17 protein-coding genes are annotated in these 21127 nt (G+C 64.2%); 12 read left to right on the top strand and 5 right to left on the bottom strand.

Features of this window, described 5'->3' with window-relative positions:
• Nucleotides 1–47 precede the first annotated feature (47 nt).
• The 10 genes from CupriaWKF_RS13070 to CupriaWKF_RS13025 all read left to right on the top strand — a co-directional run bounded on the left by CupriaWKF_RS13070 (nucleotide 48) and on the right by CupriaWKF_RS13025 (nucleotide 11506).
• Nucleotides 48–3077, top strand: coding sequence for a molybdopterin-dependent oxidoreductase (locus tag CupriaWKF_RS13070; protein ID WP_276098281.1), 3030 nt, complete (start codon nucleotides 48–50; stop codon nucleotides 3075–3077).
• Between the two features lie 15 nt (nucleotides 3078–3092).
• Entirely contained in the window at nucleotides 3093–3764 is a 672-nt protein-coding gene (gene fdh3B, locus CupriaWKF_RS13065; protein ID WP_276098280.1) for a formate dehydrogenase FDH3 subunit beta, read from the top strand.
• A complete protein-coding gene (locus CupriaWKF_RS13060; RefSeq protein WP_276098279.1) occupies nucleotides 3761–3997 on the top strand; it encodes a hypothetical protein in 237 nt (78 codons plus the stop codon). Before fdh3B ends, CupriaWKF_RS13060 begins: the two co-directional genes overlap by 4 nt.
• Before the next feature lie 40 nt (nucleotides 3998–4037).
• Complete coding sequence (locus tag CupriaWKF_RS13055) at nucleotides 4038–5246, top strand: formate dehydrogenase subunit gamma (RefSeq protein WP_276098278.1); 1209 nt, start codon at nucleotides 4038–4040, stop codon at nucleotides 5244–5246.
• Nucleotides 5247–5282: 36 nt separating this feature from the next.
• Nucleotides 5283–5621: a hypothetical protein gene (locus tag CupriaWKF_RS13050; protein ID WP_276098277.1), complete on the top strand. Its 339-nt coding sequence runs from the start codon at nucleotides 5283–5285 to the stop codon at nucleotides 5619–5621.
• A 66-nt stretch (nucleotides 5622–5687) separates the two neighbouring features.
• The gene (locus tag CupriaWKF_RS13045; protein ID WP_276098276.1) at nucleotides 5688–6518 is read left to right on the top strand and encodes a formate dehydrogenase accessory sulfurtransferase FdhD; all 831 of its coding nucleotides are present in this window, start codon (nucleotides 5688–5690) and stop codon (nucleotides 6516–6518) included.
• An 85-nt stretch (nucleotides 6519–6603) separates the two neighbouring features.
• A complete protein-coding gene (locus CupriaWKF_RS13040; protein WP_276098275.1) occupies nucleotides 6604–7236 on the top strand; it encodes an IS607 family transposase in 633 nt (210 codons plus the stop codon).
• Nucleotides 7230–8426: an RNA-guided endonuclease TnpB family protein gene (locus CupriaWKF_RS13035; protein WP_276098274.1), complete on the top strand. Its 1197-nt coding sequence runs from the start codon at nucleotides 7230–7232 to the stop codon at nucleotides 8424–8426. The genes CupriaWKF_RS13040 and CupriaWKF_RS13035 overlap by 7 nt, the downstream gene beginning before the upstream one ends.
• Nucleotides 8427–8510: 84 nt before the next feature.
• Complete coding sequence (dcd, locus tag CupriaWKF_RS13030) at nucleotides 8511–9077, top strand: dCTP deaminase (protein ID WP_029046089.1); 567 nt, start codon at nucleotides 8511–8513, stop codon at nucleotides 9075–9077.
• 158 nt (nucleotides 9078–9235) lie between these two features.
• The gene (locus tag CupriaWKF_RS13025; RefSeq protein WP_276098273.1) at nucleotides 9236–11506 is read left to right on the top strand and encodes an arginine/lysine/ornithine decarboxylase; all 2271 of its coding nucleotides are present in this window, start codon (nucleotides 9236–9238) and stop codon (nucleotides 11504–11506) included.
• Between the two features lie 107 nt (nucleotides 11507–11613).
• On the opposite strand, the gene sulP is transcribed toward CupriaWKF_RS13025, so the two are convergent.
• Complete coding sequence (gene sulP, locus CupriaWKF_RS13020; RefSeq protein WP_276100801.1) at nucleotides 11614–13275, bottom strand: sulfate permease; 1662 nt, start codon at nucleotides 13273–13275, stop codon at nucleotides 11614–11616.
• Nucleotides 13276–13754: 479 nt separating this feature from the next.
• On the opposite strand from sulP, the gene CupriaWKF_RS13015 reads away from it, so the two are divergent.
• On the top strand, nucleotides 13755–14849 hold the full coding sequence (locus CupriaWKF_RS13015; protein WP_276098272.1) for a glycosyltransferase family 4 protein: 1095 nt from the start codon (nucleotides 13755–13757) through the stop codon (nucleotides 14847–14849).
• A 16-nt stretch (nucleotides 14850–14865) separates the two neighbouring features.
• Complete coding sequence (locus CupriaWKF_RS13010; protein WP_276098271.1) at nucleotides 14866–17070, top strand: amylo-alpha-1,6-glucosidase; 2205 nt, start codon at nucleotides 14866–14868, stop codon at nucleotides 17068–17070.
• A 21-nt stretch (nucleotides 17071–17091) separates the two neighbouring features.
• Here the strand turns inward: CupriaWKF_RS13010 and CupriaWKF_RS13005 are convergent, their stop codons facing one another.
• From CupriaWKF_RS13005 to CupriaWKF_RS12990, 4 genes are all read right to left on the bottom strand, one after another.
• The gene (locus tag CupriaWKF_RS13005) at nucleotides 17092–17799 is read right to left on the bottom strand and encodes a hypothetical protein (protein WP_276098270.1); all 708 of its coding nucleotides are present in this window, start codon (nucleotides 17797–17799) and stop codon (nucleotides 17092–17094) included.
• Nucleotides 17796–18548 (bottom strand): hypothetical protein, encoded by a 753-nt coding sequence (locus CupriaWKF_RS13000; protein WP_276098269.1) that lies wholly within the window; start codon nucleotides 18546–18548, stop codon nucleotides 17796–17798. The genes CupriaWKF_RS13005 and CupriaWKF_RS13000 overlap by 4 nt, the downstream gene beginning before the upstream one ends.
• 243 nt (nucleotides 18549–18791) lie before the next feature.
• Nucleotides 18792–20504 (bottom strand): TRAP transporter large permease subunit, encoded by a 1713-nt coding sequence (locus CupriaWKF_RS12995; RefSeq protein ID WP_276098268.1) that lies wholly within the window; start codon nucleotides 20502–20504, stop codon nucleotides 18792–18794.
• Nucleotides 20501–21043, bottom strand: coding sequence for a TRAP transporter small permease subunit (locus CupriaWKF_RS12990; RefSeq protein WP_276098267.1), 543 nt, complete (start codon nucleotides 21041–21043; stop codon nucleotides 20501–20503). The genes CupriaWKF_RS12995 and CupriaWKF_RS12990 overlap by 4 nt, the downstream gene beginning before the upstream one ends.
• Nucleotides 21044–21127 lie beyond the last annotated feature (84 nt).

Here is a 21127-nt window from a genome sequence, read left to right as displayed (position 1 = left end):
CTACTCCGCATCTGCTGGATGCCTGCTTTCCTCTGCTGAGGTGAGACATGATCTTGACCCGCAAACGCGCGGCGCAGGGCGCATCGACCCGGCTCGCTGACGGTCTGGCGCAGGCCAGCGCAACTGCCGGATCCGGCCGGCTTTCCACGCGGCTCGCCGCGGGCCTTGCCGGTGCCATGCCGACCATGGACCGGCGCAGTTTCCTCAAGCGTTCCGGCATCGGCGTCGGGGCGGGGCTGGCGGCTTCGCAACTGACGCTGCTGCGCAAGGCGGACGCCGCCGATGACAAGACCGTCGCGGCCGCGGAAGGCAAGGGCGGCATTGTCGTGAAGCGTACCGTGTGCGGCCATTGCTCGGTGGGCTGCGCCGTCGATGCCGTGGTGCAGAACGGCGTATGGGTGCGGCAGGAGCCGGTGTTCGACTCGCCCATCAATATGGGCGCGCACTGCGCCAAGGGCGCCGCGCTGCGCGAGCATGGCCACGGCGAATATCGCCTGAAGTACCCGATGAAGCTGGTCAACGGCAAGTACCAGCGCATCAGCTGGGACCAGGCGCTCGACGAGATCACCGCCAAGATGAAGGAGATCCGCCAGCAGACCGGGCCGGATTCGATGTTCTTCATCGGCTCGTCCAAGCACAGCAACGAGCAGGCCTACCTGATGCGCAAATGGGTGTCGTTCTTCGGCACCAACAACACCGACCACCAGGCGCGCATCTGCCACTCCACCACCGTGGCAGGCGTGGCGAATACCTGGGGCTACGGGGCGATGACCAACTCGTACAACGATATGCAGAACGCGAAGGCGGCTCTGTATATCGGCTCCAACGCGGCCGAGGCGCATCCGGTGTCGATGCTGCACCTGCTGCACGCGAAGGAGAACGGCTGCAAGGTGATCGTGGTGGATCCGCGCTATACGCGCACCGCTGCCAAGGCGGACCACTATGTGCGCATTCGCTCGGGCACCGACATCGCCTTCCTGTTCGGCGTGCTGTACCACGTCTTCCAGAATGGCTGGGAGGACCAGAAGTTCCTGCACGACCGTGTCTATGGCATGGACAAGGTCAAGGAGGAGATCCTGGCCAAGTGGGCGCCCGACAAGGTCGAGGAAGTCTGCGGCGTGCCCGAGGCGCAGGTGAAGATGGTGGCCGAGATCATGGCGAAGAACCGGCCCAGCACGCTGGTCTGGTGCATGGGGCAGACCCAGCACACGATCGGCAACGCGATCGTGCGCGCCTCGTGCATCGTGCAGCTCGCGCTCGGCAATATCGGTGTCTCCGGCGGCGGTGCCAACATCTTCCGCGGCCATGACAACGTGCAGGGCGCCACCGACGTCGGGCCCAACCCGGATTCGCTGCCCGGCTACTACGGCCTGGCCACGGGCGCGTGGAAGCACTATGCGGCGGTGTGGGGCGTCGACTACGAATGGATCAAGAAGCAGTTCGTGTCGCAGGCGATGATGGAGAAGTCCGGCTCGACCGTGTCGCGCTGGATCGACATGGTCACCGAGAAGAACGAGCTGATCGACCAGGACAACAACGTGCGCGGCGTGTTCTTCTGGGGCCATGCGCCGAACTCGCAGACGCGCGGCCTGGAAATGAAGAAGGCCATGGACAAGCTCGACCTGCTGGTCGTGGTCGACCCGTATCCGTCCGCCACCGCGGCCATGGCCAACATGCCGCCGCCCGAAGGCGACAAGGTCAATCCGAACCGCGCGGTCTACCTTTTGCCGGCCTGCACGCAGTTCGAAACCTCGGGCTCCTGCACGGCCTCCAACCGTTCGCTGCAATGGCGCGAGAAGGTCATCGAGCCACTGTTCGAGTCGATGCCCGACCAGACCATCATGCAGGCGTTTGCCGACAAGCTCGGCTTTGGCAAGGAGCTGTCGAAGAACTACAAGATGATCGAGGTCAAGCGCGCCGGCCGTACCTGGATGGAGCCGGAGACCGAGTCGATCCTGCGCGAGATCAACCGCAGCAACTGGACCATCGGCTACACCGGCCAGTCGCCCGAACGCCTCAAGGCGCATATGCGCAATATGCAGATGTTCGACGTGAAGACGTTGCGCTGCAGCGGCGGCAAGGATGCCGCGACCGGCTACGACCTGACCGGCGACTACTTCGGCCTGCCATGGCCGTGCTACGGCAATCCGGAACTCAAGCACCCTGGCTCGCCTAACCTGTACGACACCAGCAAGCATGTGATGGATGGCGGCGGCAACTTCCGCGCGAACTTCGGCGTGGAGCGCGATGGCGTCAACCTGCTGGCCGAGGACGGTTCATACTCGAAGGGGGCCGAGATCACCACGGGCTATCCCGAGTTCGACCACGTGCTGCTCAAGAAGCTGGGCTGGTGGGACGACCTGACCGACGACGAGAAGAAGGCCGCCGAAGGCAAGAACTGGAAGACCGACCTCTCGGGCGGCATCCAGCGCGTGGTGCTCAAGGTGCATGGCTGCCACCCGTTCGGCAATGCCAAGGCGCGTGCCGTGGTGTGGAACTTCCCGGACCCGATTCCGCAGCACCGCGAGCCGCTGTATTCCACACGGCCCGACATGGTCGCGAAGTATCCGACCCACGACGACAAGATGGCGTTCTGGCGCCTGCCGACGCTGTACAAGACCGTGCAGCAGCGCAACGTCGAGAACAAGATCTACGAGAAGTTCCCGATCATCCTGACGTCAGGCCGCCTGGTGGAGTACGAGGGCGGCGGCGAGGAAACCCGTTCGAACCCGTGGCTGGCCGAACTGCAGCAGGAGAACTTCGTCGAGATCAACCCGCGCGCCGCCTCCGACCGCGGCATCCGCAACGGCGACTTCTGCTGGGTCAAGACGCCGACCGGCGCCCGCATCAAGGTACGTGCGCTGGTGACGGAGCGCGTCGGCCCCGATACGGCCTTCATCCCGTTCCACTTCTCGGGCTGGTGGCAGGGCAAGGACCTGAAGGAGTACTACCCCGACGGCGCGATGCCGGTCGTGCGCGGCGAGGCCGTCAACACGGCCACCACGTATGGGTACGACTCGGTCACGATGATGCAGGAAACCAAGACCACGATCTGCCAGATCGAACGCTTTGCATAAGGGCAGGATGACATCATGGCACGCATGAAATTTATCTGTGACGCCGAACGCTGCATCGAGTGCAACAGCTGCGTCACTGCCTGCAAGAACGAGCACGAGGTGCCGTGGGGCGTGAACCGGCGCCGCGTGGTCACCATCAACGACGGCATGGTCGGCGCGGAGAAGTCGATCTCCGTGGCCTGCATGCACTGCTCGGACGCCCCCTGCATGGCGGTCTGCCCGGTCGACTGCTTCTACCGCACCGAGGATGGCGTGGTGCTGCACGACAAGGACGTCTGCATCGGCTGCGGCTACTGCTCTTACGCGTGCCCGTTCGGCGCGCCGCAGTTCCCGTCCACGGGCACCTTCGGCGTGCGCGGCAAGATGGACAAGTGCACCTTCTGCGCGGGCGGACCCGAGAAGAACGGCTCGGAGGCCGAATTCGAGAAGTACGGCCGCAACCGGCTGGCCGAAGGCAAGCTGCCGCTGTGCGCGGAAATGTGCTCGACCAAGGCGCTGCTCGGCGGCGACGGCGACGTGATCGCCGACATCCTGCGCAACCGCGTGATCAAGCGCGGCAAGGGCGGCGATGTGTTCGGCTGGGGCACCGCATACGGGACCAAGGGCGGTGCGCAGCAGGCGCCTGCAGCACCGGCGGCGCCGGCCAACCCGGCCCCCGCCGCGGGCAACGGAGGGCAACCGTCATGACGCACATTCCGATGGCCGCCATGCTGGCCGTGGCCAGCCTGCTGCTCGCGGGCTGTGGCGAAAAGGCCCAGACCGCGACGGCCTCGCACAAGAAGTCGGATGCGCCGGCCTACCAGGGCGCGCCGGACGACCCGTTTGTCGTCAAGGGTTGGACAGCTGGTGACAAGACCACCTGGGACAACCAGATCCGCCAGCGCAACCAGCTGCAGAACGAATACAACCGCACGCCATGACTGCGCCGCAGGCAGGGCGGGGTGACCCGAAGGAGCGCATATGAGGCCCTCGCAGAACATGTGCCGCTGGCGTGCCTGGCTCGCCGCAAGCGCGCTGGCCATGTTGACGTTCGCAAGCGGCGGCGCCGCTGTTGCGCAGGCGCCGGCCTCGGCGCCGCCGGCTGCCCGGTCCACGCAGTCCGCACAGACGGCGGACGCGAACAACCCGGCCACGCATCCGGTGCAGCCGTTCGCCGGCATTGCCTCGGAGAACATTTTCAACGTGCCGCGCCGCGACGTTGCCAACGAAGCCAGGTCGCAGCAGGAACGCACTGTGACGCAGCCCGGCAACAACGCGCCGGTCTGGCGGGAGGTCAATTCCGACCAGGCCCACTACAGCAGCCTGCCGGCCAAGGAAGCCGGCGTGCTGATCCAGCGTACCGGGCAGCAGTGGCGCCTGTTCCGCAATGGCGTGATCACCGTGTGGGGCGGCTGGCTGCTGGTCGTGGTGCCATTGGCGATCCTGGGCTTCTTCCTCTGGCGCGGCACCATCCCGCTGCGCGAGCCGCGCACCGGCCGCATGATCGAACGCTTCACGCCGTTCGAGCGCATCGTCCACTGGACCATGGCGATCTCGTTCGTGCTGCTGGCGGTGTCGGGCATCGTGATGCTGTTCGGCAAGCATTTCCTGCTGCCAGTGATGGGGCATACGCTGTTCGGCTGGCTCAGCTACCTGCTGAAGAACATCCATAACCTGGCGGGCCCCGTGTTCACGCTGTCGATCATCGTCGCCTTCGTGATCTTTGTGCGCAGCAACCTGCCCAGCCGTGACGACCTCGACTGGATAACCAGCCTCGGCGGCCTGGCCAGCGGCAAGCACGTGCCGAGCGGCCGCTTCAATGCAGGCGAGAAGATGTGGTTCTGGGGCGGGCTGGTGATCTTCGGGCTGGTGCTGTCCGCGTCCGGGTGGGTGCTCGACATGATCGTGCCGGGGCTCGATTACTACCGCGCCACCATGCAGATCGCCAACGTGATCCACGGCATTGCCGCCGTGCTGATGATCGCGATGTCGCTTGGTCACATCTACATGGGCACCATCGGCATGGAAGGCGCCTACCGTGCCATGCGCGACGGCTGGGTCGACGAGGCCTGGGCCAGGGAGCATCACGAGCATTGGTACGACGATATCAAGGCTGGCAAGATCCCGGCCCAGCGCTCGCCGACGCCGGATGCCGGTGCTGCCCGCCGGCGCAGTCCGGGCGAGGCCTGAGGTACGGACATTGACGCTCCTTCACGGATACCGACCATGAAACGCTTCCTGATGCTGGTTGCGCTGGCCGCCGGCGCCGTCGCAACCCAGGCCACGCTGGCCAAGCTGCCGCCGCCGACCGATGCGCAGAAGGCCAAGGCCGAGGAGACCAAGGCGAAGTCGGCCTGGGCCGACAAGGTCGCGGCCTTCCAGCTGTGCAAGTCCCAGGACAAGACCGCGGCACGCTACTACAGCGACATGAAGGCCGGCGGCAAGGAAACTCACGCCCCTGTGCAGACCGCCGCCTGCGTGGATCCGGGGCCATTCGTGCCGCCTGAGGCGCCAGCCGCCCCCGCCGCCTCGGCGGCAGTACAATCGCCTGCAAAGGCGCCGTAATCCAGGCCCCATCGCTTGCCAGGCTGGCGTATGGGGCAAACCTGAGCAGCCCCGATCTCGCCACCCATGCCTCTGCGTCCCGAACTTACCCACGCGGCCGTTCCCCTGATCGAAGAAGTGGAAGTCGTCGACGAGCTCGGGCGCGCCCGCCCCGCGTACCTGCCCGGGGAGCGCCCGCTGACGGTCTATCTCGACAAGCGCGAACTGGTCACGCTGATGACGCTGGGTGGTGCGCCTGAGCACCTCGTGCTCGGCTACCTGCGCAACCAGCGGCTGGTGGAATCGATCGAGGACATCGCCGCCGTGCAGGTCGACTGGGAAACCGAATCGGCCGCCGTGACCACCAGGACGGGCGTTGACCGCATCGAGGAACGCACCGCGCGCCGCGTGGTGACGACCGGCTGCGGGCAGGGCACGGTATTCGGCTCGCTGCTCGACGAGATCGACAATATCCGGCTGCCCGTCGGCGACATGCTCGACCAGGACACCCTGTACGCCATCATCGACACCATCCGCCTGCAGCAATCGGTGTACAAGCAGGCCGGCTCGGTACATGGCTGTGCGCTGTTCCGCGGCAGCGAACTGCTGATGTTCGTGGAGGACGTGGGCCGCCACAACGCCGTGGACGCGATCGCCGGGCGCATGTGGCTGGAAGACATAAGCGGCGACGACAAGGTGTTCTACACCACCGGCCGCCTGACCTCCGAAATGGTGATCAAGGGTGCGCAGATGGGTATCCCGTTCCTCCTGTCGCGCTCGGGCGTGACGCAGATGGGCTACCAGATGGCGCAGCGCGTCAACCTGACGCTGTTCGCCAGGTGTACGGGAAAGCACTTCCTGCTATACACAGGAAAAGAGCGCTTTCAACACCACCTGGCCGAGGAAGTTGTTGCGTAGGCGGCACTTCAATTGAGCCGGCGTCGGGGCTCGAACTGCTGATGAATTAGTTGCGCATTATTGCGCAGACATGCACAATTTGCGCATGTCACGCATGATGGTCAGCATTCAAGAAGCAGCGGAGTTTCTGGGCGTCTCGGCCCCAACGCTGAGGCGCTGGGAGCGCGAAGGCAAGCTCATCCCAGACGAACGCACAGCGGGCGGGCGACGACGCTACGATCTGGCGCGGCTGCGCCCCGAACAATTCCACACGCCCGATCCGGCGCGACGCACCGTGGCCTACGCCCGTGTTTCCAGCCACGACCAGAAGGATGACCTTGAGCGGCAGAAGCAGGTGCTGGAGCTTTACTGTGCCCGCCAGGGCTGGACGTTTGAGGTGATTGGCGACCTTGGCTCCGGCATGAACTACCACAAGAAGGGCCTCAAGCGCCTGCTGGGCGCGATCATCGAGGGCGCTGTCGGGCGCCTGGTCATCACCCACAAGGACAGGCTGCTGCGCTTCGGTGCGGAACTGGTGTTCGCCATCTGCGAGGCGAAGAACGTCGAGGTCGTGATCCTCAACCAGGGCGAGGACACGACGTTCGAGGAAGACTTGGCCAAGGACGTGCTGGAGATCATCACGGTGTTCAGCGCCCGGCTCTACGGCAGCCGTTCGCGCAAGAATCAGAAGCTGCTCGACGGCGTGCGCCAGGCCGTCGAGCATGCCCAGTCATGCTGATTGCTCACCGCATCGCCCTCGATCCGAACAACGCGCAAGCCACGTATCTGGCGCGTGCCGCGGGCACGGCGCGCTTCGCCTATAACTGGGCGCTGGCCGAGTGGAAGCGCCAGTACGAGGCGTGGAAGACGGACAACGCGCTGCCCAAGCCGTCGCAGGCAGCGTTGCGACGCCAACTGAACGCGATCAAGCGCGAGCAGTTTCCGTGGATGATGGAAGTCACCAAGAATGCGCCGCAGATGGCGATCATCCAGTTGGGCGACGCGTTCAAGAATTTCTTCGCAGGCCGCGCCCGCTATCCGCAGTTCCGCAAGAAGGGCGTGCACGACCGCTTTACGCTCACCAACGATCAGTTCAGTATCGACGCCTCACGCATTCGCATCCCCAATCTCGGCTGGGTGCGCGTGCGCGAGACGTTGCGCTTTGCTGGCAAGATCATGTCGGCCACGGTCTCCCGTGTGGCCGACCGCTGGTTCGTCAGCATCACCGTGGACACACCCGACAGTTCGCACCTGCCCGAAGCCGAAAACCAAGGCGCAGTGGGTGTCGATCTGGGTGTGTCGGCGCTGGCCACGCTCTCGACGGGAGAGGCGATTCCTGGTCCCAAGCCGCACAAGGCTTTGCTAGCCCGCCTGCGCAAGCTATCGCGCAGCCTGTCGCGCAAGGTCAAGGGATCGGCCAATCGTCGCAAGGCGAAGGCAAAGCTGGCGAAGCTGCATGCCCGCATCGCAACCATCCGCTCGGATGCCCTGCACAAGCTCACGACTGATCTCACTCGCCGCTTCCACACCATCGGCATTGAAGACCTGAACGTGCGCGGCATGGTGAAGAACCGGCACCTGGCGCGTTCGATCGCCGACATGAGCTTCTTCGAACTGAGGCGGCAGCTGGAGTACAAGGCGGACATGCGCGGAGCCAAGGTGGTGGTGGCCGACCGCTTCTATGCCAGCAGCAAGACGTGCTCGGCGTGCGGACACAAGCTGGAGAGCTTGCCGCTGTCCATGCGCGAATGGATGTGTCCCCCGTGCGGGACGATTCACGACCGCGATGTGAACGCGGCCGTGAACCTGTGCAACCACGCCGTGAGTTCCACGGTGTCAGCCCGTGGAGAGGAAGGCTCTGGCTCGGATCGCAAGACCCGAGTGAAACCGTCCTCCGCGAAGCGGGAAGTCAGCTTTGTTCCTGTTTGAGCAGGAATGAGCAAGTCTGATGGAACGGCGGATTGGTTGTACAATTCGGCGCACTCTGCCTAAGCGTTTACCCCTCCCTACCCTATGAGCATCAAATCCGACAAGTGGATCCGCCGCATGGCGGAACAGCACGGCATGATCGAGCCGTTCGAACCCGGCCAGGTGCGGGAGGCTGACGGGCGCAAGATCGTGTCGTACGGTACGTCGAGCTACGGCTACGACATCCGCTGCGCCGACGAATTCAAGATCTTCACCAATATCAACAGCACCATCGTCGACCCGAAGAACTTCGACGAGAAGTCCTTCGTGGACTTCAAGGGTGACGTCTGCATCATCCCGCCGAACTCGTTCGCGCTGGCGCGCACGATGGAGTACTTCCGCATTCCGCGCAGCGTGTTGACCATCTGCCTGGGCAAGAGTACGTATGCCCGCTGCGGCATCATCGTCAATGTGACGCCCTTCGAGCCCGAGTGGGAAGGCTATGTGACGCTGGAGTTCTCCAACACCACGCCGCTGCCCGCCAAGATCTACGCCGGCGAAGGCTGCGCCCAGGTGCTGTTCTTCGAGAGCGACGAAGTCTGCGAGACCTCGTACGCCGACCGGGGCGGCAAGTACCAGGGCCAGCACGGTGTCACACTGCCGAAGACCTGAGCGCATTACAATGCCGGCGTTTGCCGGAACGGACGGCCCGCGACAGACGCGCTGGCGCCAAGACCTGACGTGAGAGCCACATGTCGCCGTCGCAGGGGAACCCCTGCCGGCCATGTGGCTCAGTCCTTTATGTCCTGCTTTCCCATCAAGGATGCCCGATGAAATTCCGCTTTCCCGTCATCATCATTGACGAAGACTTTCGCTCCGAGAACATCTCCGGCTCGGGCATCCGCGCGCTGGCCGAGGCGATCGAGAAAGAAGGCATGGAGGTCATGGGCCTGACCAGCTATGGCGACCTGACCTCGTTCGCGCAGCAGTCCAGCCGTGCGTCGACCTTTATCGTGTCGATCGATGACGACGAGTTCGTGACCGCCGATGACCAGCCCGAGGCGGCTGCCATCGAGAAGCTGCGCGCCTTCGTCAATGAAGTACGCCGCCGCAACACCGACCTGCCCATCTTCCTGTACGGCGAGACCCGCACCTCGCGCCATATCCCGAACGATATCCTGCGCGAGCTGCACGGCTTCATCCACATGTTCGAGGACACCCCCGAATTCGTGGCGCGCCACATCATCCGCGAAGCCAAGGTCTACCTCGACACGCTGGCGCCGCCGTTCTTCAAGGCGCTGATTGACTACGCGCAGGATTCGTCGTACTCGTGGCACTGCCCGGGCCACTCGGGCGGCGTGGCATTCCTGAAGAGCCCGGTCGGCCAGGTGTTCCACCAGTTCTTCGGCGAGAACATGCTGCGCGCCGACGTCTGCAATGCGGTCGACGAACTCGGCCAGCTGCTCGACCACACCGGCCCCGTGGCGGCGTCCGAGCGCAATGCCGCGCGCATCTTCAACTCGGACCACATGTTCTTCGTGACCAATGGCACGTCGACGTCGAACAAGATGGTGTGGCACGCCAACGTGGCGCCGGGCGACATCGTGGTGGTGGACCGCAACTGCCACAAGTCGATCCTGCACGCGATCATGATGACGGGCGCGATCCCGGTCTTCCTGATGCCCACGCGCAACCACTACGGCATCATCGGCCCGATCCCGAAGAGCGAGTTCGATCCGGAGACAATCCGCAGGAAGATCGCCAATCACCCGTTCGCGAGCAAGGCGAAGAACCAGAAGCCGCGCATCCTGACGATCACGCAGGGCACCTATGACGGCGTGCTGTACAACGCCGAGCAGATCAAGGGGATGCTCGCGTCGGAAATCGACACGCTGCATTTCGACGAAGCGTGGCTGCCGCACGCGGCGTTCCACGAGTTCTATCACGACATGCATGCGATTGGCCGCAACCGCCCGCGCAGCAAGGACGCGCTGGTGTTCGCCACGCAGTCCACGCACAAGCTGCTGGCCGGCCTGTCGCAGGCCTCGCAGATCCTCGTGCAGGATTCCGAGACGCGCAAGCTGGACCGCTACCGCTTCAACGAGGCGTACCTGATGCACACCTCGACCAGCCCGCAGTATTCGATCATCGCGTCGTGCGACGTGGCCGCGGCGATGATGGAAGCTCCCGGCGGCACCGCGCTGGTGGAGGAAAGCATCCAGGAAGCGCTGGACTTCCGCCGCGCCATGCGCAAGGTCGAGGGCGACTTCGAGGCCGGCAACAACGGCGACTGGTGGTTCAAGGTCTGGGGGCCCGACACGCTCAACGAAGAGGGCATGCCCGAGCGCGAAGAGTGGATGCTCAAGGCCAACGAGCGCTGGCACGGCTTCGGCGACCTGGCCGACGGCTTCAACCTGCTCGACCCGATCAAGGCCACCATCATCACTCCGGGCCTGGACGTGGACGGCGAGTTCAGCGACCGCGGCATCCCGGCAGCCATCGTCACCAAGTACCTGGCCGAGCACGGCATCATCATCGAGAAGACGGGCCTGTACTCGTTCTTCATCATGTTCACCATCGGCATCACCAAGGGCCGCTGGAACTCGCTGGTGACCGAGCTGCAGCAGTTCAAGGACGACTACGACCAGAACCAGCCGCTGTGGCGCGTGCTGCCAGAGTTCGTCGGCAAGCACCCGCAGTACGAGCGCATGGGCCTGCGCGACCTGTGCGACGCCGTGCATAGCGTCTACAAGGCCAACGACGTGGCGCGCGTGACCACCGAGATGTACCTGTCGGACATGGAGCCGGCGATGAAGCCGTCGGATGCGTGGGCGATGATGGCACACCGCGAAATCGAGCGCGTGCCGGTGGACGAGCTCGAGGGCCGCGTCACCGCCATCCTGCTGACGCCGTACCCGCCGGGCATCCCGCTGCTGATCCCGGGCGAGCGCTTCAACCGCACCATCGTCCAGTACCTGAAGTTCGCGCGCGAATTCAACAAGCTCTTCCCGGGCTTCGAGACCGACGTGCACGGGCTGGTGCTGGAAGAGGTCGATGGCCAGAAGGCCTACTTCGTCGATTGTGTGAAGCAGGGCGGGTGAGCTTTACGCTGATGCGCTGAGGTGGTCATGCGCCGGCCTGCCAAGTGGCAGGCCGGCATTTTCTTTTTGACGGCGCGCTCTTACGTGCTCCCGCTTACGCACTCCGTTTAAGCCTTCCAGTCCACGTTGAAGTCGCCCAGGTAGTCATCCACCGCTGCGCCCACCGTTGGATGAAAAGCATCCTTCCCCAGTTTGTCGAACAGTTCAAAGCGCTTGAGCTTGTCCTTGACGGGGTCCTTCATCTCCGCGAAGTGCAGCTCGATTCCGCGCTCGTCCAGGGCCTTGTCGAGTTCGCGCAGCATGTCCGCCGAGGTCACGTCGACGCTGGTCACCGGCTCGGCCGCCACCACCACGCGCCGCACCACCGTGGGCGAGGCATCGACGGCGCGCAGCACGCATTCCTGGAACAGTTCGGCATTCGCGAAGAACAGTGGCGCATCCCAGCGGAACAGCACCAGGCCCGGCACGCGGCGCGCGGTCGGGTAGCGCTCCACGTCGTGATAGCCACGCACGCCGTCGGCGCGCCCGAGCACCGCGTAGTGCGGGCGCCAGCCGTCCCACAGGAACTCGATGATGGCAATGACCACGGCCAGGCAGATGCCCGGCACCGCGCCAAAGACCGCGACGCCGGCAAAGCAGGCCATTGACAGCCAGAACTCCCACTGCTGGATGCGGTAGATCCGCCGAAGGTCGGTAAACTCGAACAGGCCGAGCGCCGCCGCGATGACGACCGCGGCCAGCGCGCTATTGGGCAGGTGGCGCATCAGGTCCGGTGCAAACAGCAGCAGCGCCGCCACCGCCAGCGCGCCGACCACGCCGGTGAGTTGCGTGCGCGCCCCCGCGGCTTCGGCCACCGGCGTGCGCGAGGCGCTGCTGCTGATCGGGAAACCCTGAAACAACCCGGCGGCCAGGTTGGCGGCGCCCAGTCCGACCATTTCCTGGTTCGGATCGACCGGGTACTTCAGGCGCGCGGCGTAGGTGCGCGACAGCACGCTGGTATCAGCGAACGCCACCAGCGCGACCGCGCAGCCGCCCAGCACGATCTGGGTCAGGTCGACGCCGTTGAGCCACGGCAGGGCGAAGCCGGGCAGGCCTTGCGGCATCTTGCCGAGCACCTTGACCCCGTGCGCATCGAGACCGAACAGGCTCACGCTGAGCGTTGCCAGCACGACCGCGATCAGCACGCCGGGCACGCGCTCGAACCGCTTCAGCAGCAGGATCAGTACCAGGCTCGCGCCGCCCACCGCCACGCTGTACCAGTTGGGCTTGCCGTCGAGGATGGCGTTGCCCAGGCTCCACAATTCCCGCAACGGCCCGGCATCTTCGATCGAAATGCCAAGCAGCTTGGGCAACTGGCTGACCAGCACGGTGAACGCGATGCCGTTCATGTAGCCATAGCGAATCGGCTTGGACAGCAATTCGGTAATGAAGCCGAGCCGCAACAGGCCGACAACGATACAGACCAGCCCCGATACCACTGCCATCATGCTCGCGATAGTGATGGCGCGTGCCGGGTCGCCGCCGGAAAGCTGGACCACCACGGCCAGGATCGGCGCCGCCAGCGCGGAGTCGGGACCCAGTACCAGGATGCGGCTCGGGCCGAACAGCGCGTACGCGAGCAGCGGGACGATGGTGGCGTACAGGCCGTAGATGCCCGGCACGCCCGATGCTTCGGCATAGGCGATGCCGACCGGCACCAGCATGGTCGTGAGCACCAGTCCCGCCGCCAGGTCGCGCGGCAGCCAGCCAAGCTCGTACGTGCGCAGCATCTGCAGGCCCGGCAGCCAGCGCAGCCAGCCGGAGGTCGAATCATGAGCTGCGGTCTTGCGTGCCGTTGAGCTGTAGGGTTGGTCGGACACGGGCTCCTCTCTAAGGTTGCGCAACAGGATTCGAAGTGGACGATTCCTAGCATAGCAATCCGCACGGATGGCGGGCATGGCGTTTGCAGCGACGGGTTTCAAGCCTGGGATAGATCGCGGAACGGCACCTGGGCTGTGGGACCGTTTTTGTTGCGGTGCGGCACGGTACTGCCCGCAAGACGCGGGTAAAGGTGGCGCAAGCGGCAGCCAGGCTTGGCCTGCTCACAAGGCACGCGGCGCTCAAGGCAGCCGCGACCACCATGGGACGGCTACACCGGCGCAGGACCTTCCAGCGTGATCGGGTGGTCCAGCGCAAATCGCGCGGAGGCGGGAACCAAGCAGTCCTGCAACCGGTGGTCAAACTTTTCAGCAGCGCGCATATCCTGCCAATGAAAATCGCTCAAATTGCCCCGCTTCAGGAATCCTGCCCGCCCAGGCACTACGGCGGCACCGAACGTGTCGTGGCGTATCTCACCAATGAACTGGTCAGGCTGGGTCACGACGTGACGCTGTTTGCCAGTGCCGACTCATCGACTGCCGCCCGGCTCGTGAGTTGCGTGCCGCGGGCGCTGCGCAGCGACCCGTCGGTGCGTGACTTCGTGCCCTATCACGCGATGATGCTTGATGAAGTCCTCCGGCGGGCAGACGACTTCGACATCCTGCACTTTCACACCGAACTGCTGCATTTCCCGATGGTGCGCAGCTTCGCGCATCGCACGGTGACCACACTGCACGGCAGGCTGGACCTTCCGGACCTGTGGCCGTTCTACTCCGTGTTCCCGGACATACCGCTGGTATCGGTGTCGCTCGGGCAGCGTGGTCCCATGCCGCCGGTCTCCTGGCTGGGCAACGTCTATCATGGCCTGCCTGAACAGCTGCTGCCGTTCCATGCCTCGGGCCGGGGCGGCTACCTGGCTTTCCTCGGGAGAATCTCGCCGGAGAAGCGCCCCGACCGCGCGATCGAGATTGCCGTGCGAAGCGGCCTGCCGCTGAAGATTGCCGCCAAGATCGACCGCGTCGACCGCGCATACTGGGAAGCCGACATCGCGCCGCTGCTCAGCCGGCACGCCAATGTGGAGTATCTTGGAGAAATCGGCCAGCGCGAAAAGATGCGCTTCCTCGGCGACGCCCGTGCGCTGCTGTTCCCGATCGACTGGCCCGAGCCTTTCGGCCTCGCGATGATCGAAGCCATGGCTTGCGGCACGCCGGTGATCGCGTTCCGGTGCGGCTCGGTCCCGGAAATCGTCGATGACGGGGTCACCGGCTTCGTCGTCGACAGTATCGACGAGGCTGTGGCGGCAGTCGGGCGTATCGGCGACATCGATCGCCGCGGCGTGCGACGCGCGTTCCAGGCGCGCTTCAGCGCCGAACGCATGGCCAACGATTACCTGGCATTGTATGGCCGCCTGCACGACCCGGCGTCCGGCAATGGGCGCCCGTATCGGGATCAGCCCGCCGACCCGGCCTTGCACATCGCGGCCTGAACCTGGAGGGGAATCCATGCTTGATGCTCCCGAAGGCCGGCGCGGCACGGAGCCGGAAGCGACGCCGTCCGCGCCCATTGTGATCGCCGCGTCGCGCTCGCTGCGCCAGACCCAGCCGCGCACGCTGAAGCACGGCGACACCTTCTCCGTGTTCGACCAGCACGGGGACGCGATCGCCGGCTCGGGCGGCTCGGACGGCATCTATCACTGCGACACGCGCCACCTGTCGCACTTCCACCTGACCATCAACGGGTGGCGTCCGATCCTGCTCAGTTCCGTGCTGCGCGACGACAACGCCGCGTTCAGTTGCGATCTGACCAACCCCGACCTGTTCGATGCGCAAGGGCAACTGGCCATGCCGCACGACCTGATCCATGTACGCCGCTCGCGCTTCCTGTGGGACAGCACTTGCTACGAGCGGCTGGCCGTGCGCAATTTTGATGACGTGCCGCGGCACATCCGGCTGGAACTGGCGTTCGCGGCGGATTTCGCCGACTTGTTCGAGGTGCGCGGTGCCAGGCGCACCAGGCGCGGCCGTCATCATGCGCCTGTGCTGACGGGCAATGACGCGCGGCTCGCGTACACCGGGCTGGATGATTGCGAGCGCACCACGCATCTGTTATTCGACCCCGCGCCGACGCTCCTGCGTGAGGACGGGGCGTTATTCGAGCTGGAACTGGTGCCGCAGAAGACATATCTGCTTTACGTGGAGGTGTGCTGCGGCCAGGTGCGGCCCGAAGGGCCTCCCCTGCATTACGCCTTCCCGTCGGCCCTGCGTGCTGCGCGGCGCGCACTCCAGGCGTTGTCGGCGCAGGCCGCAACGGTGACCACCTCCAACGAGATCTTCAACGAGGCCGTGGGCCGCAGCATGTCCGATCTCTACATGCTGATCACGCAGACGCCTTACGGGCCCTATCCCTACGCCGGCATTCCTTGGTTCAGCACCTTTTTCGGCCGCGATGCGCTGATCACGGCGATGGAAACCCTGTGGCTGGACCCGGACATCGCGCGCGGCGTGCTGGGTTACCTGGCGGCGCACCAGGCGACGACATCCGATCCTTCGGCCGATGCCGAGCCGGGCAAGATCCTGCACGAAAGCCGCAAGGGCGAAATGGCGAACCTTGGCGAGGTGCCGTTCCGTTGCTACTACGGCAGCATCGATTCCACGCCGCTGTTCGTGATGCTGGCAGGCGCCTACCTGGACCGCACGCATGACCTGGCCACGGCACGCGCGCTGTGGCCGCATATCGAGGCGGCGCTGCGCTGGATCGACCAATATGGCGACCGCGACGGCGACGGCTTCGTCGAGTACGGGCGGCGCAGCGCCGAAGGGCTGCTCAACCAGGGCTGGAAGGACAGCCGCGATTCGGTCTTCCATGCGGACGGCACCCTGGCGGAAGGCCCGATCGCGATGGTGGAGGTGCAGGCATATGTGTACGGCGCCTTGACGGCGGCCGCACGGATCGCACACAGCCTGGGCCACGGCGGACGTGCTGTCGCACTCGAAACGCGTGCCGCGCAGCTCCGCCAGCGCTTCGACGATGCCTTCTTCGACGAGGCACTGGGCACCTACGTGCTCGCGCTCGATGGCGACAAGCGGCCATGCCGCGTGCTGTCCTCCAATGCGGGCCATGCGCTCTATACGGGCATTGCACTGGCGGAGCGCGCAGCGCCGGTGGCGGCCGCGCTGATGGGCAGCGCATCGTTCTCCGGCTGGGGCGTGAGGACCATCGCGTCGAGCGAAATCCGCTACAACCCGATGAGCTATCACAATGGTTCGGTCTGGCCTCACGACAACGCCATCATCGCCGCCGGGATGGTTCGCTACGGCTTGCGCGAAGCGGCCTTGCGCATCTTCGACGGCCTGTTTGCCGCGTCCACCCATATCGACCTGCGCCGCCTGCCCGAGCTGTTCTGCGGCTTCGTGCGCCGGCGCAACCGCGGCCCGACGCTGTATCCGGTGGCGTGTATCCCGCAGGCCTGGGCGGCCGCCGCGCCGCTGTCGCTGCTGCAATCGTGCCTGAACCTGGACTTCGACGTGGGCGCGCGCCAGATCCGCTTCGGCTATCCGGCGCTGCCGTCCTTCATGGAGGACGTGACACTGCAAGGACTCTGCGTGGCCGATGCATCCGTCGACCTGATGCTGCGGCGCACGGGCAGCAGCGTTGTCGTGAATGTGGTGGCGCGGCGGGGGGATGTGCTGGTGACGACTACGAATTAGCCGCTGGGCCCCAGGCGGCGGCTATCTGCCCTCCTGAGGCGAAAACGCAAAAGGATTGTCAGGTTGACTGAACTTGAGATGTATCACCGTCCCGGTCGGAGTGAAGCGACCTCGTTCGAACGAGTAATAATCCAGCTGCAAGCCGACGCGAGCCTCCCGCGCATCGTCGAACAGATAGCTATTCTTCGGAAAGGAAATTCCGCCGCTCCTTGTTGATACTACTGCCCGACATGCTGAAAGCAGGCTCGGCAAATGCAGGAAGGTCGCCTTGCCATTCTGGCGGATCGGGTCAATCAGCAGGTAGATTTGAGTGTGCCGGCCAGCCTCGCCGGATCTGTTGCTGTGTCCTTCTACGCACAGCAGAGGGGGCCGGTAATCGGTTCGTTGCGCAAGAAACACCAAGGCACTTGTCGGCACGATATCCAAGGCATGCTCGCCGGGGAAGGTTGTGGCACGGGAAAAACGATAGACCCGGCCGTTGACGATGACGCGATTCCCGGCGACTTCAATATTTACAGGCTTTCCTTCCAGTTCGGATCGAAGCTGAATATAAATGCCTGGCTTGTCTGGATACGCGTACGCAATACCAGCGTCGCTCCTGATCGGATCATGAAACACGGCACCTGCCTGATCGGCATAGAAGGCATCATGGCTTTCATAGGCAGGGGCCGCAATGCAATCTCCGGCAAGAAGAATCAGGGTCGCGGCCAGTATCGAAGCTGACTTCATCTATATGCCTTGCCTCCAGAGGCTTTCACGTAGTCTGGATTGTGGCCCCAGAATATTGAGCTGCCATGCGCGGCAGTAGAAACCCAAATGGAATCATATCTTCCACGCTCGGCGCCATCGACTATCTTTCCGTTCTTCTTGTTCCTGACCCTCCAGTACACAATAGTCTCACGTCGCTTCTCCTGTACGCCAAAGATGTTATGAGCGGGGCTTCCGAATTTGAAACCATCTTGTACTTTCGGATGCTTGGCATAGTTTGTCTTGAAGTCGAGACCGTCCCACCAGAACGCACCATTAGAAGGATCTGGTCCATCATTGGCTAAGGCCTTTTTTCCCCATTCAACGGCGAGTTTCATGCCCGGATTGAGTTCTATGTCTTTGACCGAGGCGCGCATTAACTTATTGAAACGAGCGTTTGACCCTTCCCACGCATACGAATAGTTAGGGTCGGCAGCTCGTAATTGCGACACCGTCTTTCCGCCCCATGCTCGACGTCTGTTAGCCACAGCAAAGGCAATTCCACCGATTTCCTCGGAGTCATCGCGAATGGAAGCTTCCCCGTAGGCGATTGCAGCAAGCAAGCGCAGATCCGGGTCAATCGCATCGCTCATCGAAGGTCTCCCGCCCGCCAAGCGACTCTCGACGCCCATCGGCACGCCATGATGCGTGAAACCATGGTGGCAGGCGATGAGTTGGCCCCCGGTACTTGTCGGATCGCCGTTCTTCAGTGCATAGCGAATATCGGGCATTCGTGGTCCCTCCGTGACAGAAGGAACCAGCTATACATGCCGCAACAAGCGCCGGATATAAGGAAAGGATGAAAATCGCCTGATGTTTTCGAGATAGGGCAGTCTCTGACTTTCAAGTCCTGGAGGCGATGGACCCGCCGTAGCAGAGGCAGGCCTGCGACGTGCGCTTATCCGGCGCAGAGCAACGCGCGGAAAAAAAATGCCCCGCATCTGCGGGGCATTGGTAGACACGACAGCCTCAGCCTACTTCTTCTCGAACTCGAACTGCGGCGCCGCCGGCTCCGCGGGTGCCGCTGTGCCTGGCAGTTCCAGCGTGCCTGGCGCCGATGCCGGCTTTTCCGGCTCGCCGCCGAGCGGAATACTGACCTCCGCCCCGGTGTTATGGTGCAGCGACCCCTTGTCCAGGAAAGCGGTCACCATGCCCGGCCAGAACATCACGGCCAGCACCATCAGCAACTGCAGGCCGACCCAGGGCAGGGCGCCCCAGTAGATGTCCGAGCTCTTGACCTCCTTGGGCGCGATGCCCCGCAGGTAGAACAGCGCGAAGCCGAACGGCGGGTGCATGAACGAGGTCTGCATGTTCACGCACAGCATCACGCCGAACCACACCAGCGCCGCGGTGGCCGCGGCTTCGGGGTTGCCGCCCATCGAGTCGGCGACCACCGGCGCCAGCACCTTCACCGCCACCGGGGCCAGCATCGGCACCACGATGAAGGCGATCTCGAAGAAGTCCAGGAAGAAGGCCAGGAAGAAGATGAACAGGTTCACCACGATCAGGAAGCCGATCCAGCCGCCCGGCAGCGAGGTGAACAGGTGCTCCACCCAGGCACCGCCGTCCACGCCCTGGAACACCACCGAGAAGCAGGTGGAGCCGATCAGGATGAACACCACCATCGCCGTGATGCGCGCGGTGGACTGGTAGGCGTCGACGATCAGCAGGCGCAGGTCGGTCATCTGGCCGGAACGGATGACCAGCCACAGGATGACCAGGTAGAGTACCGCCAGAGGAATGCGGAACAGATGCGAGCCAAAGGCAAAAACGCCCACGGCCGCGGCGATCAGCGTCGCTACAATGCCGGCGCGGTAGACCAGGCGGTCGGTGCTGGTGAAGGCCTTGTCGCGGATCACCGCAAGCACCAGCGCGCCAACGGCACCCATGGCGCCCGATTCGGTCGGCGTGGCAATGCCCAGCATGATCGTGCCCAGCACCAGGAAGATCAGCACCGCGCAAGGGATGATGCCGCGCAGGCACTTGGCCCACAGCGCCCAGCCGCGCAGCGTGCGGGCTTCGGCCGGAACGGGCGGCAGCCAGTCGGGCTTGAAGCGCGCCAGGAAGAACGTGTACAGCGCGAACAGCGCGATCTGCACCACCGACGGGCCCCATGCGCCCAGGTACATGCTGCCCACGTCGGCGCTGCCGGCGGGCGTCTTGAGCTGGTCGGCCAGCACCACCAGCACCAGCGACGGCGGCACCAGCTGCGTGATGGTGCCCGACGCCGCCAGCACGCCGGTGGCGTACTTCATGTTGTAGCGGTAGCGCATCATCACCGGCAGCGAGATCATCGCCATGGCGATCACCTGCGCGGCCACCGTGCCGGTGATCGCGCCCAGGATGAAGCCGACGATGATCACCGAATAGCCGAGGCCGCCGCGCACCGGGCCGAACAGCTGGCCCATGGAGTCGAGCATGTCCTCGGCCAGCCCGCATTTCTCCAGGATCGCACCCATGAAGGTGAAGAACGGGATGGCCAGCAGCAGCTCGTTGGCCAGCACGCTGCCGAACACGCGGCTGGGCACAGCCTGCAGGAAGCTCAGCGGAAAATAGCCCCACTGGATGGCCAGGAAGCCAAAGGCCAGGCCGACGGCGGACAGCGAAAACGCGACCGGGAACCCGATCAGCATGAATACCACCAGGCCGCCGAACATCAGCGGCGGCATATATTCCAATGGAATCATTGCACCGGCCTCTCGTATTTGGATTCGATACGCACCAGGCCTTTCAGGGCGGCAAAGCGCTTGATCAGTTCAGATACACCCTGCAGGGCGAGCAGGGCGAAGCCGACGGGCACCACCAGCTTGATCGGGTAACGCGGCAGGCCGCCGGAATTGCCCGATTGCTCGAGGAGGCGCCACGAAGGCAGGAACAGGGAATCCCAGGACAGCCACGTGAACAGGATGCACGAGGGCAGCAGGAAGACGACGATGCCGAAGATGTCGATCCAGTGCTGCGCGCGCTCCGAGACATTGCCGTAGATCAGGTCGACGCGGACATGTTCATTGCGCTGGAAGGTGTACGAGGCGCCGAACATCACGGCGATCGCAAACATGTACCACTGCAGTTCGAGTGGCCAGTTATCGCTCAAGTTGAAGCCATAGCGCAGTAGGGCGTTGCCTGCGCTGATCAGGCACGACAGCAGGATCATGATGTTTGCAAGCCTGCCCGTGTGCTGATTCAACCTGTCGATCTGTCGTGACAGACCAAGCAAGTAGTTCATGGGTTGTCTCCCCGGTTTTTTGCGGCGATTAGTTTATCTGTAACAAAATGCGTCGGCGCTTGGGGCTAATACCTATCACATTGC

Source organism: Cupriavidus sp. WKF15, assembly GCF_029278605.1.
Lineage (GTDB): Bacteria > Pseudomonadota > Gammaproteobacteria > Burkholderiales > Burkholderiaceae > Cupriavidus.
The sequence above is the reverse complement of the archived record's forward strand: the minus strand, read 5'-3'. Positions and strand labels throughout refer to the sequence as shown.

What these genes read in the sequence shown, in the direction of transcription:
- CupriaWKF_RS13000 (WP_276098269.1), bottom strand. Translation starts at nt 18,548, where the DNA reads ATGCCCGATATTCGCTATGCACTGAAGAACGGCGATCCGACAAGTACC.
- CupriaWKF_RS13015 (WP_276098272.1), top strand. Translation starts at nt 13,755, where the DNA reads ATGAAAATCGCTCAAATTGCCCCGCTTCAGGAATCCTGCCCGCCCAGG.
- CupriaWKF_RS13010 (WP_276098271.1), top strand. Translation starts at nt 14,866, where the DNA reads ATGCTTGATGCTCCCGAAGGCCGGCGCGGCACGGAGCCGGAAGCGACG.
- CupriaWKF_RS13045 (WP_276098276.1), top strand. Translation starts at nt 5,688, where the DNA reads ATGCCTCTGCGTCCCGAACTTACCCACGCGGCCGTTCCCCTGATCGAA.
- CupriaWKF_RS13035 (WP_276098274.1), top strand. Translation starts at nt 7,230, where the DNA reads ATGCTGATTGCTCACCGCATCGCCCTCGATCCGAACAACGCGCAAGCC.
- CupriaWKF_RS12990 (WP_276098267.1), bottom strand. Translation starts at nt 21,043, where the DNA reads ATGAACTACTTGCTTGGTCTGTCACGACAGATCGACAGGTTGAATCAG.
- CupriaWKF_RS13060 (WP_276098279.1), top strand. Translation starts at nt 3,761, where the DNA reads ATGACGCACATTCCGATGGCCGCCATGCTGGCCGTGGCCAGCCTGCTG.
- fdh3B (WP_276098280.1), top strand. Translation starts at nt 3,093, where the DNA reads ATGGCACGCATGAAATTTATCTGTGACGCCGAACGCTGCATCGAGTGC.
- CupriaWKF_RS13050 (WP_276098277.1), top strand. Translation starts at nt 5,283, where the DNA reads ATGAAACGCTTCCTGATGCTGGTTGCGCTGGCCGCCGGCGCCGTCGCA.
- CupriaWKF_RS13025 (WP_276098273.1), top strand. Translation starts at nt 9,236, where the DNA reads ATGAAATTCCGCTTTCCCGTCATCATCATTGACGAAGACTTTCGCTCC.
- sulP (WP_276100801.1), bottom strand. Translation starts at nt 13,275, where the DNA reads ATGCTGCGCACGTACGAGCTTGGCTGGCTGCCGCGCGACCTGGCGGCG.
- CupriaWKF_RS13070 (WP_276098281.1), top strand. Translation starts at nt 48, where the DNA reads ATGATCTTGACCCGCAAACGCGCGGCGCAGGGCGCATCGACCCGGCTC.
- CupriaWKF_RS13005 (WP_276098270.1), bottom strand. Translation starts at nt 17,799, where the DNA reads ATGAAGTCAGCTTCGATACTGGCCGCGACCCTGATTCTTCTTGCCGGA.
- CupriaWKF_RS12995 (WP_276098268.1), bottom strand. Translation starts at nt 20,504, where the DNA reads ATGATTCCATTGGAATATATGCCGCCGCTGATGTTCGGCGGCCTGGTG.
- dcd (WP_029046089.1), top strand. Translation starts at nt 8,511, where the DNA reads ATGAGCATCAAATCCGACAAGTGGATCCGCCGCATGGCGGAACAGCAC.
- CupriaWKF_RS13040 (WP_276098275.1), top strand. Translation starts at nt 6,604, where the DNA reads ATGTCACGCATGATGGTCAGCATTCAAGAAGCAGCGGAGTTTCTGGGC.
- CupriaWKF_RS13055 (WP_276098278.1), top strand. Translation starts at nt 4,038, where the DNA reads ATGAGGCCCTCGCAGAACATGTGCCGCTGGCGTGCCTGGCTCGCCGCA.